A 13807-nucleotide genomic window follows, 5' to 3' on the forward strand; every position below is an offset into this window, starting at 1 on the left:
ACAAAGGGATCCGCCGCACTATGATTATGCGCGTTGTGTTGACGCTGTTGGCGCTGGTGAGCCTGTCGAGTCAGGCGCAAACCATCAAAGAGAGCACGGCCTTTGCCGTCATTGGCGAGCCGAAGTACGCGGTTAACTTTAACCATTACGATTACGTCAACCCCGCCGCCCCGAAAGGCGGAAACGTGACGCTTGCCGCCACCGGAACGTTTGACAACTTTAACCGCTTTGCCCTGCGCGGCGTGGCGGCAGCGCGTACCGAATCCCTCTATGACACGTTGTTCGTTACCTCCGACGACGAGCCAGGCAGCTATTATCCTCTGGTTGCCGAGAACGTGCGTTACGCCGATGATTTCAGCTGGGCAGAAATCGTGATCAATCCGCGGGCGCGTTTTCACGACGGTACGTCGGTTAGCGCCCGCGACGTGGCGTTCACCTTTCATAAATTCATGACCGAAGGCGTGCCGCAGTTTCGTCTGGTGTACAAGGGCACCACGGTCAAAGCCATCGCCCCGCTGACCGTGCGAATCGAACTCCCTGAGCCGAACAAAGAGAATATGCTGAGCCTGTTCTCTCTGCCCGTCATGCCCGAATCCTTCTGGAAAAACCATAAGCTGAGCGATCCCCTCTCTACCCCGCCGCTGGCCGGAGGGCCGTATCGCATTACCGACTGGCGCATGGGCCAGTATGTGATCTATTCCCGCGTGAAAGATTACTGGGCAGCCGCGCTGCCGGTAAACCGGGGCCGCTGGAACTTCGACACAATCCGCTACGACTACTATCTCGATGACAACGTGGCCTTCGAGGCGTTTAAGGCAGGCGCGTTTGATTTACGTATCGAGAGCAGCGCCAAAAACTGGGCTACCCGGTATATCGGAAAAAATTTCGCGAAAGGCTATATCGTTAAAGACGAACACAAAAACGAGTCCGCGCAGGACACGCGCTGGCTGGCGTTTAATATTCAGCGCCCGGTTTTTTCCGATCGTCGGGTGCGTGAAGCGATTACCCTGGCGTTTGATTTTGAATGGATGAACAAAGCGCTGTTTTACGGGGCTTACAGCCGGGCCAACAGCTACTTCCAGAATACTGAATATGCCGCCCGTGATTATCCCCACGCAGATGAACTGGTACTGCTGGCCCCGCTGAAAGCGGAGCTGCCGCCGGAAGTCTTTACCCGGGTATTTGAACCGCCCAAATCCGACGGAAACGGGTTCGACCGGGAAAACCTGCTGAAGGCCAGCAAACTGCTGGATGACGCGGGCTGGGTGCTGAAAAATCAGCAACGTGTTAATGCACAAACCGGTAAACCGCTGAGCTTCGAACTGCTGATCGCCTCCGGCGCAAACGATCAGTGGGTGCTGCCGTTCAAGAAGAACCTTGCCCGGCTTGGCGTCACCCTGAATATCCGCCAGGTCGATATGGCCCAGCTGACCAACCGCAAGCGCAGCCGCGATTACGACATGATGCAGACCCTGTGGGCCGCGCAGCCCTGGCCGAGTTCAGATCTGCAAATCGCCTGGGCATCAGGTTATATCGACTCCTCCTACAACGCCCCGGGCGTCAAGAGCCCGGTAATTGATGCGCTGATTGCAAAAATTGTTGCCGCTCAGGGCGATAAGGAAAAGCTTCTGCCGCTTGGCCGCGCGCTCGATCGGGTATTAACCTGGAACTATTACATGCTGCCGATGTGGTATATGGGCGAAGATCGCCTGGCCCGCTGGGACAAATTCTCCCTCCCTGCCGTTCGCCCTGTTTACACCCTCGGCTTTGACACCTGGTGGTATGACGTGAATAAAGCCGCAAAACTGCCCGCAGAGCGGCGTTAAGGAGTGACGATGGGCGCTTATCTTATCCGCCGACTGCTGTTAGTGATCCCGACGCTGTGGGCCATCATTACCATTAACTTTTTTATCGTCCAGATTGCTCCCGGCGGTCCGGTGGACCAGGCAATTGCGGCAATAGAGTTTGGTCATGCGGGCGGCATGCCGGGCGGCGGCGGTGAAGGAATGGGGGCCAGCCATGCCCGGACGGGAGTGGGTAACATCAGCGAAAGCCACTACCGGGGCGGTCGGGGGCTGGATCCGGAGGTGATCGCCGAGATCACCCATCGCTATGGCTTTGATAAACCGATTCATGAGCGCTATTTCAACATGCTGTGGGATTATGTCCGGTTTGATTTTGGCGATAGCCTGTTCCGCAGTGCCTCGGTGTTAACCCTGATCAAACAAAGCCTGCCGGTTTCCATCACGCTCGGGCTGTGGGGAACGCTGATTATCTATCTGGTCTCCATTCCGCTGGGGATCCGAAAAGCGGTCTACAACGGTAGCCGTTTCGATATCTGGAGCAGCACGTTCATTATTATCGGCTACGCTATCCCGGCGTTTCTGTTTGCCGTGCTGCTGATTGTCTTTTTCGCTGGCGGCAGTTATTTCGACCTCTTCCCGCTGCGCGGGCTGGTCTCCGCGGATTTCAGCACGCTGCCGTGGTATCAGAAAATCACCGATTATTTCTGGCACATTACGCTTCCGGTGCTGGCGACGGTGATTGGCGGTTTTGCGGCGCTTACGATGCTAACCAAAAACGCCTTTCTTGATGAGATCCGCAAACAGTATGTCGTCACCGCGCGCGCCAAAGGCGTTGGTGAAAAGCAGATCATGTGGAAGCACGTGTTTCGTAACGCCATGCTGCTGGTGATTGCCGGTTTTCCCGCCACGTTCATCAGTATGTTTTTTACCGGCTCGCTACTGATAGAAGTGATGTTCTCGCTCAACGGCTTAGGACTGCTGGGCTATGAGGCCACCGTCTCCCGTGATTATCCGGTGATGTTTGGCACACTCTATATTTTCACCCTGATCGGCCTGCTGCTGAATATCATCAGCGATATCAGCTATACGCTGGTCGATCCCCGTATCGATTTTGAGGGCCGCTGATGTCGCGTTTAAGCCCCGTCAACCAGGCCCGCTGGGCGCGCTTTCGCCACAACCGTCGCGGCTACTGGTCGCTGTGGATCTTCGCCGTCCTGTTCGCCTTAAGTATGTGTTCGGAACTGATTGCCAACGATAAACCCCTGCTGGTGCATTTCAAAGACCGCTGGTATGTGCCGGTGCTGACCACCTACAGCGAAAGCGATTTTGGCGGCCCGTTTGCGACGCCAGCCGAGTATCAGGACCCCTGGTTACGTGAACAAATAGCGCAGCACGGCTGGGCTATCTGGGCACCGATTCGTTTTGGCGCGAACAGCATTAACTTCGCCACGTCCACCCCTTTCCCTTCGCCGCCTTCCGCGCAAAACTGGCTGGGCACGGACGCTAACGGCGGCGATGTGCTGGCGCGCATCCTCTATGGCACCCGCATCTCGCTCCTGTTTGGGCTAATGCTGACGCTCTTTAGCAGCGTGATGGGCGTTGTGGCGGGCGCCGTGCAGGGCTATTACGGCGGTAAAATAGATTTATGGGGACAGCGCGTGATCGAAGTCTGGTCCGGCATGCCGACGCTGTTTCTGATTATCCTGCTGTCCAGCGTGGTACAGCCTGGCTTCTGGTGGCTGCTCGGGATCACCGTTCTGTTCGGCTGGATGGCGCTGGTCGGCGTGGTGCGCGCGGAGTTTCTGCGTACGCGGAATTACGACTATATTCGCGCCGCGCAAGCGTTAGGCGTGAGCGATCGCGCAATCATCTTCCGCCACATGCTTCCCAATGCGGTGGTGGCGACCCTCACCTTCCTGCCGTTTATTTTGTGCAGCTCCATCACGACCCTGACCTCGCTCGATTTTCTCGGCTTCGGCTTACCGTTGGGTTCACCGTCCCTCGGCGAACTGCTGTTGCAGGGTAAAAATAACCTTCAGGCCCCCTGGCTGGGCATCGCCGCTTTCCTCTCCGTGGCGGTGCTGCTTTCCCTGCTGATTTTTATTGGCGAAGCCGTGCGCGATGCCTTCGATCCCAACAAGGCGGTATGACATGACCAGGCCTCTTCTGAGTATTGAAAATCTGTCGATTGCGTTTTCAACGCAGGGCGAATCACGCACGGTGGTGTCGGATTTATCGTTGCAGATCGCACGCGGCGAGACGCTGGCGCTGGTCGGGGAATCTGGCTCCGGTAAGAGCGTCTCGGCGCTTTCAGTGCTGCGCCTGCTCCCCTCCCCGCCGGTCAGCTATCCGCAGGGGGATATTCTGTTCCATGGACAATCGCTGCTGAACGCTGACGAGCCAACCCTGCGCGGCATTCGTGGCAATAAAATCGCCATGATTTTCCAGGAGCCGATGGTGTCGCTCAACCCCTTGCACACGCTGGAAAAACAGCTCTATGAGGTGCTGTCACTTCATCGGGGAATGCGTAAAGAGGCGGCTCGGGGTGAAATTCTCGACTGCCTTGAACGCACCGGCATTCGTAATGCGGCGAAACGGCTGAACGATTATCCGCATCAGCTCTCCGGCGGCGAGCGCCAGCGCGTGATGATCGCGATGGCCCTGCTGACGCGCCCCGAACTGCTGATTGCCGATGAACCCACCACCGCGCTGGACGTCACGGTGCAGGCGCAAATTCTGCAACTGCTGCGCGAACTGCGCGACGAGCTGAACATGAGCCTGCTGTTTATTACGCACAACCTGAGCATCGTGAGAAAGCTTGCTGACACGGTGGCCGTGATGCAAAACGGCCGCTGTGTGGAACAGAACAGAGCATCCTCCCTGCTGAGCGCGCCTCAGCACCCGTACACACAGCGCCTGCTCGACAGCGAACCCTCTGGCGACCCGGTTCCGCTTAACGCTGACAGCGCGCCGTTGCTGAGGGTTGAGGGACTGTCGGTATCATTCCCGATCCGCAAAGGCATTTTGCGTCGCGTGGTCGATCACAATCATGTACTGAAAGACATGCGCTTCTCTCTGCGTCCGGGCGAATCGCTTGGGCTTGTGGGCGAATCCGGCTCGGGCAAAAGCACCACCGGCCTGGCGCTGCTGCGCCTGATCACCTCCCAGGGAAGCATTGTCTTTGACGGCATGCCGCTGCAAAACCTGAATCGCCGGATGATGCTTCCCGTGCGCCCGCGGATGCAGGTGGTTTTTCAGGATCCGAACTCTTCGCTTAACCCGCGTCTGAGCGTATTGCAGATTATTGAAGAGGGCTTGCGCGTCCACCAGCCAACCATGACGGCGCAACAGCGTGAAACCGAGGTGAAGCGGGTGATGGCGGAAGTGGGTTTAGATCCTGAGACCCGACACCGGTATCCGGCTGAGTTTTCCGGCGGACAGCGCCAGCGTATAGCGATTGCCCGCGCGCTGATCCTGAAACCGGAGCTGATCGTGCTGGACGAGCCAACGTCCTCGCTGGACCGCACCGTGCAGGCGCAAATTCTGGCGTTGCTGAAGGGGTTACAGGAGAAGCATCGGCTGGCCTACATCTTTATCAGCCACGATTTACAGGTGGTGCGTGCGCTTTGCCATCAGGTGGTGGTCTTGCGGCAGGGAGAGGTCGTTGAGCAGGGAGAGTGCCAGCGCGTATTCACCGCGCCGACGCAGGATTACACGCGCCAGCTATTATCCGCTGACTAGCACTCAGAAAGGATATTGACCGGAGAATGGCTCGGCAATCGCCACGCCGAAGTTTTTCAGACGACAGGTGGCGGCAAACTCATCCTGGCTGTTAACAAACAGACACGGCTCACCTTCGCATTCCAGCACAGAGCTGTCCACTTCGATGTCCGTCAGCGCCTGGCTGAGACGCTCCATAACCGGCCACGCATTTTCATCGCTCGGACTGAGCAGCTTAAGCGCCACCAGACAATTATCCTCCCCGGCAACGCTTTGCGGAATCGGTTCAACTTTCGAACCTGCAAAACCCGTCGACCAGCGATAGCTCTGGGGCAAGCGATGGACAATGGAGAGTTGTAATGTATTCACGTTCAGATCCCCGGAAGCAAATTTACTTCACAATTTATTTACATTTATAGTAACACATCATCGCCAACCTGCACTGTTTAGCGGATTTTATAGGCGTTGCAGGCTCGCGTCGGCGCTATATGTACCCGTTTCTGCGATCTAACTCAACCTTTTTAAATACAATGATGTGACTTTTTACATAAATAGATTTTACATAAAAGAAACAAACACAGGGTAAACGAACGGAGGGTTGGTTGATATGGGTCAACAAAAAGGCCCGTCCCGGGCCTTAAGTGTTCACTTTTGCGCCGTCTTTCGCGGTCGGCTGGCGTAAAGATAGAAGAGGATTGAGCAGGTCGCGCAAAGGGCGATCGCCCACAGCATCGGCCAGGCGGTATTGAACGCCGCCATTGAGAGCAGCGCCCCGACAATCGCGCCAATCCCGAAACGGAACGTTCCTGCCAGCGACGAGGCGGTGCCCGCCATATGCGGGAATTCGTCAAGGATCACCGCCATCGCGTTGGACGAGACCATCGACACGCATCCGACAAACGCCGCCACGCCCACCACCAGCGCCCAGAAACCGACGCCCAGCAACGCGCTCAATACCAGCCAGATCGCCATCACGAACTGGATCCACAGCCCGGCGCGGAACATATTTAGCGCCCCAACCCGCCGGACAAAGCGGCTGTTAATAATGGTCATCACAAACAGGAACACAATATTCAGCGCGAAGTAGTAACCAAAGTGCTGAGGTGACACATGGTTCAGTTCGATGTACACAAACGGTCCCGCGCTCAGGAACGAGAACATTCCGGCAAAGCTGAAGCCGCTGGCGAGCATATAGCTCAGTACACGCTTATGGCGAAACAGCGAGGCAAAGTTGCCAAGCGTGGTGCGAACATGGAACTTCTGACGGCGCTCAACGGGCAGCGTTTCATCGATAAAGACGAAAATCATCACCGAGGCCAGCAGTGCGGCAATCGCCAGGATCCAGAAAATCGCATGCCAGCTGAACCACACCAGGACCGCCCCGCCCACCATGGGGGCGACCAGCGGCGCAATTGTCGTGACCAGCATGACGAACGACATCATGCGTGAGAACTCTTCCTTCGGGTAGACGTCGCGCATCAGCGCGTTAATCACCACGCTTGCCGCAGCCGCCGCCAGGCCATGGAAGAAACGCATCACGATCAGCTGATCGATACTCTGCGCCAGCGCGCAGGCCACCGCCGCCGCGGCAAATATCAGTGTGCCGCCCAGAATTACCGGTTTACGCCCCAGGCTGTCGGCCATTGGGCCATAAAAAAGCTGACCGAGGGCAAAACCAAGAATGTAGGTGCTGAGCGTCATCTGTGCGCTGCCTGCCGGTACGCCAAACTGCGCGGAAATTACCGGCAGCGCGGGCAGATACATATCGATAGACAGCGGCATCAGCATGGCCAACAGGCCAAGGATAAACACAATTTTTAACGACGAGTGTGGCCTGGTGGTCACAGGGTTCTCCTGAATTTAACGTGAAGGCAGCCCGACGCTGGCAATCTCTTCTTCCGTCAGCGGGCGATATTCCCCTGGCGCCAGGTCTGGATCGAGTTCAATCGCGCCGATACGTTCACGATGCAGCCCCACAACGTGGTTGCCTACGGCGGCAAACATTCGTTTCACCTGGTGGTAGCGGCCTTCACTGATGGTCAGACGGACATCCGTTGGGGTGAGGATTTCCAGCACCGCCGGTTTGGTCAGATCTTTCTCATTATGCAGTTGAACGCCTTTCGCGAATTGCTCTGCCGTGTCATCCGAGACTGGAGACTCAAGCGTCACCCGATAGGTTTTCTCGCAGTGATGGCGCGGGGAGGTGATGCGGTGCGACCACTGGCCATCATCGGTCATCAGCACCAGGCCGGTGGTATCAATATCCAGTCGCCCTGCCGCATGCAGCTTGTGCGCCACAGGTTCATCAAGAAAATAGAGCACCGTCGGGTGATCCGGATCGTCCGTTGAACAGACGTAACCTTCCGGTTTGTTGAGCATGAAGTAGCGCGGGCCGTTCTGCTGGGTCAGCGGGTTGCCGTCATACTCCACCTGGTGGTCAGGCTGGAGTTTAAAAGCGCTGTCTTTCACAATGTCGCCGTCCACGGTTACGCGGCTGGCGCGAATTTCACGCCCGGCAATAGCGCGGCTTACGCCGAGTTGCTGAGCGATAAACTTATCAAGTCGCATGAAATCTTTTTAGCCTTAATGGTGCTGGAAGTCGGACTACGCGTCCGAAAAAGAAGCAGTCAGAAACAGTTCAGTATAATGGTCTGGTTGCGCCACTCAAGGGAAAAAGTTTCGTGGCATACTATGTGCGAGTTAACTGAATAGAGAAGCCATGACGTTCACATTACGCCCCTATCAGCAGGAAGCCGTTGATGCCACCCTCGCCTGGTTTCGCAAGCATCGGGAACCTGCCGCCATCGTGCTCCCGACCGGAGCCGGTAAAAGCCTGGTGATTGCCGAACTGGCGCGTCTGGCGCGCGGGCGTGTGCTGGTGCTGGCGCACGTCAAAGAGCTGGTGGCGCAAAACCACGCCAAATATTGCGCGCTCGGCCTGGAGGCCGATATTTTTGCCGCCGGGCTGAAGCGCAAAGAGAGCCACGGAAAAGTGGTGTTTGGCAGCGTACAGTCCGTTGCGCGCAACCTGGAACGGTTTCACAGCGAGTTTTCCCTGCTAATTGTCGATGAGTGTCATCGCATCAGCGATGACGACGACAGCCAGTATCAGCAAATCCTCACTCACCTGAAAGAGGTGAATCCTCACTTACGGCTGCTTGGCCTTACCGCCACGCCGTTTCGTCTGGGCAAGGGCTGGATTTATCAGTTCCATTATCACGGCATGGTGCGTGGCGATGAAAAGGCCCTGTTCCGCGACTGTATCTATGAGCTTCCGCTGCGCTACATGATCAAGCACGGCTACCTGACGCCGCCGGAGCGGCTGGATATGCCGGTCGTGCAGTACGATTTCAGCCGCTTACAGGCGCAGAGCAACGGGTTGTTCAGCGAGGCGGATCTTAACCATGAGCTGAAAAAACAGAAGCGGATCACGCCGCATATCATCAGCCAGATTGAAGAGTTCTCGCAAACGCGCAAAGGGGTGATGATTTTTGCTGCCACCGTCGAACACGCGCGCGAAATCACCGGGCTGCTGCCCGCCGACGACGCGGCGCTGATCACCGGCGAAACGCCCGGGCCGGAGCGCGACCGGTTAATCGAGGCGTTTAAAGCGCAGCAGTTCCGCTATCTGGTGAACGTGTCGGTATTAACCACCGGGTTTGACGCCCCGCACGTCGACCTGATTGCGATTCTGCGCCCGACCGAATCCGTCAGCCTGTATCAGCAAATTGTCGGGCGCGGACTGCGCCTGGCACCGGGTAAAACCGACTGCCTGATCCTTGATTACGCCGGTAACCCGCACGATCTCTACTCGCCGGAGGTGGGCGCGCCAAAAGGCAAAAGCGACAACGTGCCGGTACAGGTGTTTTGCCCGGCCTGCGGGTTTGCCAACACTTTCTGGGGCAAAACCACCGCCGACGGCACGCTGATTGAACACTTTGGCCGCCGCTGTCAGGGCTGGTTTGAAGACGATGAAGGCCATCGCGAACAGTGTGACTTCCGTTTCCGCTTTAAAAACTGCCCACAGTGCAACGCCGAGAACGACATTGCCGCCCGCCGCTGTCGGGAGTGCGACACGGTGCTGGTCGACCCGGACGACATGCTGAAAGCGGCGCTGAAGCTGAAAGATGCGCTGGTGCTGCGCTGTTCCGGCATGGCCTTACAGCCCGGCGCGGATGAAAAAGGCGAGTGGCTAAAAATTACCTATTACGACGAGGACGGCGCAGACGTCAGCGAGCGGTTCAGGGTTCAGACACCCGCCCAGCGCACCGCGTTCGAGCAGCTCTTTATCCGCCCGCATACCCGCACGCCAGGCGTGCCGCTGCGCTGGATAACCGTAGCCGATATCGTGCGCCAGCAGGCGTTGCTGCGCCATCCTGATTTTGTTGTCGCCCGTAAAAAAGGTCAGTTCTGGCAGGTGCGGGAGAAGGTCTTTGACTATGAAGGGCGCTTTCGCCGGGCAAACGAATTGCGCGGTTAACGGGACTTTTCGTTGATGCGCGAGTCATTTGAGTATAAAATGCCGCCCGCTTCACATCCGTGAGGCAGAACACTCACCTGCTGCTGGGTCGCCTGTAGTAGGGTTTTAAATACAGAGAGAAATCAATGTTCACTATCGAAGCAGAAGTACGTAACGTGCAGGGTAAGGGTGCGAGCCGCCGCCTGCGTACCGCAAACAAGTTCCCGGCTATCGTTTACGGTGGCGAAGCTGCTCCAGTTGCTATTGAACTGGATCACGACAAAGTATGGAACATGCAGACCAAAGCTGAATTCTACAGCGAAGTTCTGACCATCGTTGTTGGCGGTAAAGAAGAAAAAGTGAAAGTTCAGGCTGTTCAGCGTCACGCGTTCAAGCCAAAACTGACTCACATCGACTTCGTTCGCGCGTAATCGCAAACCTGTCGAGAAAAACCCCGCTTATGCGGGGTTTTTTTATGGCTGTTACTTACCGCCTGAAGTGCGACGCTGAAGCTGATCGCGCAGATTTGGCGGCGTACCTTTAATGGTCAACGTGTCGGTCGCCGGATCCCAGAAGATACGTTCCCCGAGCAGCATGGCATCAAAGTTAATGGTTAACCCACCGCCGCTACCGGCAAATTTCGTCAACTGACGCAGCGTACTGCGATCCGCCGGGAAGCTCTCTTCCAGCTCATAGCCTTTTTCCGCAGTAAAGTCCTGGAAGCTGACTTCGCTCACGCCTGCCAGCTCTTTGGACAGTGACTCCAGCTCAATCTCTTCTCCAGCCTGTAACTGCTCGTTGCAGTAGCTGTAAACCTGCTGACGCACGGTCTGACGCTCAGATTTATCAAGCTGCGCCTCAGCCGTAAAGTCATCCACCGCCTGGAGGAGACCTTTGTTCTGCGCTTTGGCGTTCAGCCCTTCGCTGGCGCCGAGGAAGTCCATAAAGAAATCCGCCACTTTGCGGCCCACGCGGCCTTTGAGGAAGGTCAGGTAGCGCGTCGATTCCGGGTTGGTTTCCCATTCGGTTAAATCGATACGCGCCACAATATCCGCATGGTTGATATCCAGATAGTGCGTTGAGCTGATGTCCAGCTGCTCGTTCACGCGCATGCTGCTTAAGTTATTCAGCACGGTGACCAGCAGATACTCTACCGCCAGATAGCGGTAGTGGCAGAACAGGACGATACCGCCATCGGCGAAGGGATATTTCGCCAGTTCGTCACGCAGACGGCCCGTCGCGGCGCGGCTGAATGCCAGGAAATCCTCTTCACCCTGACGTTGCAGGCGCAGGCTATCCGCCAGTTCGCTCTCTTCGCTGAACAAGCCATAGGCTTTATTTTTCGCGCTGTAGACGCGATGCAACTCCGCCATCATCTCGACAACGGTAGGCGTTGGTTCCAGTAACGAATCGCGCAGCACCACTTCAAGGGTTTGCTCATCACGCTTGATAAGCTGGTGCAAGGCAATCTGGTTGATTTCCAGACTCATGATAAACTCTCCTTTTAGACCGGGCGGTATTCAACCACCACCAACGCATGTGTGCAACAGAAGATAAAAAAGGGGAAAAAAAGCTGTTGCTACGGTAATATGTCGCCCTTCTCTCAACAAACTGATTTTGATTTATGCCACAACATTCCCGCTACAGTGACGAACACGTTGAACAACTGCTCAGTGAGCTGGTCAACGTACTGGAAAAACATAAAACGCCAACCGATCTCTCCCTGATGGTTTTGGGAAATATGGTTACCAACCTGATCAATACCAGCGTTGCTCCGGCTCAGCGTCAGGCGATCGCCAAATCTTTCGCCCAGGCTTTGCAGTCCTCCGTTAGCGACGACCAGGCACACTAAGGGAAACGAACAACAGTTTATGGTGACGAATCGTCAGCGCTACCGTGAAAAAGTCTCCCAGATGGTCAGCTGGGGGCACTGGTTTGCCCTGTTCAACATTTTGTTGGCGATGGTGCTCGGCTGCCGTTATCTGTTTGTGGCGGACTGGCCAACCACGTTAACCGGGCGTGTCTACTCGTGGATGAGCCTTGTTGGTCACTTTAGCTTTCTGGTCTTCGCCACCTATCTGCTGATCCTGTTCCCTCTGACGTTTATCGTCATGTCGCAGCGGCTGATGCGCTTCCTGTCCGCTATCCTTGCGACGGCGGGCATGACGCTGTTGCTTATCGACAGCGAAGTCTTTACCCGTTTCCACCTGCACCTGAATCCTGTCGTCTGGGAGCTGGTGATTAACCCGGATCAAAACGAGACCGCGCGCGACTGGCAGCTGATGTTTATCAGCGTGCCGATTATCCTGCTGATCGAAATGTTGTTCGCCACGTGGAGCTGGCAGAAGCTCCGCAGTCTGACCCGACGCCGCCATTATGCGAAGCCCGTCGCGGCGCTCTTTTTCGCCTCATTTATCGGTTCGCACCTGATGTATATCTGGGCAGATGCGAACTTCTACCGTCCGATTACCATGCAGCGCGCGAACCTGCCGCTCTCCTATCCGATGACGGCGCGTCGTTTCCTTGAGAAACATGGCCTGCTGGATGCGCAGGAGTATCAGCGTCGTCTGGTCGAACAGGGTAATCCGGAAGCGGTCAGCGTGCAGTATCCTCTGAGCGATCTGAAATATCGCGACATGGGCCGCGGTCAGAACGTACTGCTGATTACCGTCGATGGCCTGAACTATTCTCGCTATGAGAAGCAGATGCCAGCGCTGGCGGAATTCGCTGAAAACAATATCGTATTCACTCAGCATATGAGTTCCGGTAATTCGACCGACGCAGGTATTTTCGGCCTGTTCTACGGCATTTCACCGAGCTATATGGACGGCGTGCTGTCGGCCCGTATTCCGGCGGCATTAATTACCGGGCTTAATCAGCAGGGCTACCAGCTGGGGCTGTTTGCCTCTGATGGTTTTAACAGTTCGTTGTACCGCCAGGCGCTGCTGTCTGATTTCTCACTGCCTGCCGCGCAGAGCCAGTCTGACGACCAGACCGCTGATCAGTGGATAAACTGGCTGAAACGCTATGCGCAGGAAGATAACCGCTGGTTCTCCTGGGTTGCGTTTAATGGCACAACGCTTGATGACAGCAATCAAAAAGGCTTCGCGCGCCGCTACAGCCGTGCGGCGGGTGATGTTGATGCGCAGATCGGCCGCGTGCTGACCGCCCTGCGCGACGCAGGCAAGCTGGAGAATACGGTCGTCATTATCACGGCGGGGCACGGCGTGCCGCTGGGAGACGAGACAAAGAGTATGGACTGGTCGCGTCCGAACCTGCATGTCCCGCTGGTGATCCACTGGCCAGGCACTCCCGCGCAGCGCATCAACATGCTCACCGACCATAAAGACGTCATGACCACGTTAATGCAACGGCTGCTGCACGTCAGCACACCGGCAATTGAGTACTCGCAGGGACAAGACCTCTTTAGCGCCACGCGGCGTCATAACTGGGTCACGGCTGCTGGCGGAAACACGCTGGTGGTGACCACGCCGACGTTGTCCCTGGTGCTGAACAGCAACGGCAATTATCAGACGTACAACCTCGAAGGCGAGAAGCTGAAAGACCAGAAACCACAGCTCAGCTTGCTGTTGCAGGTGCTGACAGACGAGAAGCGCTTTATCGCTAACTGATTATTTATGAATCAGTTAGCGTTGCTTCCCTCTTGCAATCAAAAAGGAATCGAGTAGTATTCCTTTTATGCGTCGGCACGTAGCGCAGCCTGGTAGCGCACCGTCATGGGGTGTCGGGGGTCGGAGGTTCAAATCCTCTCGTGCCGACCAAAACTACACAAAAAAACCAGCCGCTTATGGCTGGTTTTTTA

12 protein-coding genes and 1 tRNA gene are annotated in these 13807 nt (G+C 56.3%); 9 read left to right on the forward strand and 4 right to left on the reverse strand.

Annotated elements, in window-relative coordinates; genetic code table 11:
• Nucleotides 1–20 precede the first annotated feature (20 nt).
• The 4 genes from ACOTX7_RS00160 to yejF are packed head-to-tail and all read left to right on the forward strand — an operon-like array spanning nt 21 to nt 5546.
• Nucleotides 21–1826, forward strand: coding sequence for an extracellular solute-binding protein (locus ACOTX7_RS00160; protein ID WP_221256251.1), 1806 nt, complete (start codon nt 21–23; stop codon nt 1824–1826).
• A 9-nt stretch (nt 1827–1835) separates the two neighbouring features.
• On the forward strand, nt 1836–2930 hold the full coding sequence (locus ACOTX7_RS00165; protein WP_006811324.1) for a microcin C ABC transporter permease YejB: 1095 nt from the start codon (nt 1836–1838) through the stop codon (nt 2928–2930).
• The gene (locus tag ACOTX7_RS00170; RefSeq protein ID WP_006811325.1) at nt 2930–3955 is read left to right on the forward strand and encodes an ABC transporter permease; all 1026 of its coding nucleotides are present in this window, start codon (nt 2930–2932) and stop codon (nt 3953–3955) included. The genes ACOTX7_RS00165 and ACOTX7_RS00170 overlap by 1 nt, the downstream gene beginning before the upstream one ends.
• A gap of 1 nt (nt 3956) precedes the next feature.
• Nucleotides 3957–5546, forward strand: coding sequence for a microcin C ABC transporter ATP-binding protein YejF (yejF, locus tag ACOTX7_RS00175; protein WP_221256252.1), 1590 nt, complete (start codon nt 3957–3959; stop codon nt 5544–5546).
• A 3-nt stretch (nt 5547–5549) separates the two neighbouring features.
• On the opposite strand, the gene ACOTX7_RS00180 is transcribed toward yejF, so the two are convergent.
• The 3 genes from ACOTX7_RS00180 to rsuA form a co-directional block, all read right to left on the reverse strand.
• Complete coding sequence (locus ACOTX7_RS00180; RefSeq protein ID WP_003859372.1) at nt 5550–5894, reverse strand: YejG family protein; 345 nt, start codon at nt 5892–5894, stop codon at nt 5550–5552.
• Between the two features lie 276 nt (nt 5895–6170).
• Nucleotides 6171–7370 carry a Bcr/CflA family multidrug efflux MFS transporter gene (locus tag ACOTX7_RS00185; RefSeq protein WP_221256253.1) on the reverse strand — a complete coding sequence of 400 codons (1200 nt, stop codon included), beginning with the start codon at nt 7368–7370 and terminating at the stop codon, nt 6171–6173.
• Between the two features lie 15 nt (nt 7371–7385).
• Complete coding sequence (gene rsuA, locus ACOTX7_RS00190; protein WP_006811328.1) at nt 7386–8093, reverse strand: 16S rRNA pseudouridine(516) synthase RsuA; 708 nt, start codon at nt 8091–8093, stop codon at nt 7386–7388.
• A 151-nt stretch (nt 8094–8244) separates the two neighbouring features.
• Here rsuA and ACOTX7_RS00195 point away from each other — a divergent pair, with 151 nt between their 5' ends.
• Both ACOTX7_RS00195 and rplY read left to right on the forward strand, forming a co-directional pair.
• Nucleotides 8245–10005: a DEAD/DEAH box helicase gene (locus ACOTX7_RS00195; protein ID WP_221256254.1), complete on the forward strand. Its 1761-nt coding sequence runs from the start codon at nt 8245–8247 to the stop codon at nt 10003–10005.
• A 125-nt stretch (nt 10006–10130) separates the two neighbouring features.
• Nucleotides 10131–10415 (forward strand): 50S ribosomal protein L25, encoded by a 285-nt coding sequence (gene rplY, locus ACOTX7_RS00200; RefSeq protein ID WP_003859376.1) that lies wholly within the window; start codon nt 10131–10133, stop codon nt 10413–10415.
• 51 nt (nt 10416–10466) lie between these two features.
• Here rplY and yejK read toward each other — a convergent pair whose 3' ends face one another.
• A complete protein-coding gene (gene yejK / locus ACOTX7_RS00205) occupies nt 10467–11474 on the reverse strand; it encodes a nucleoid-associated protein YejK (RefSeq protein WP_221256255.1) in 1008 nt (335 codons plus the stop codon).
• 134 nt (nt 11475–11608) lie between these two features.
• Between yejK and ACOTX7_RS00210 the strand changes: the two genes are divergently transcribed.
• The 3 genes from ACOTX7_RS00210 to ACOTX7_RS00220 all read left to right on the forward strand — a co-directional run bounded on the left by ACOTX7_RS00210 (nt 11609) and on the right by ACOTX7_RS00220 (nt 13766).
• Nucleotides 11609–11836 (forward strand): YejL family protein, encoded by a 228-nt coding sequence (locus ACOTX7_RS00210; RefSeq protein WP_001135586.1) that lies wholly within the window; start codon nt 11609–11611, stop codon nt 11834–11836.
• 19 nt (nt 11837–11855) lie between these two features.
• Complete coding sequence (yejM, locus tag ACOTX7_RS00215) at nt 11856–13616, forward strand: LPS biosynthesis-modulating metalloenzyme YejM (protein WP_039274180.1); 1761 nt, start codon at nt 11856–11858, stop codon at nt 13614–13616.
• 73 nt (nt 13617–13689) lie between these two features.
• Nucleotides 13690–13766: transfer RNA gene (locus ACOTX7_RS00220), tRNA-Pro, on the forward strand.
• The last annotated feature ends 41 nt before the right edge of the window (nt 13767–13807 follow it).

Source organism: Enterobacter cloacae complex sp. IR5418 (assembly GCF_049238105.1).
GTDB lineage: Bacteria > Pseudomonadota > Gammaproteobacteria > Enterobacterales > Enterobacteriaceae > Enterobacter > Enterobacter hormaechei.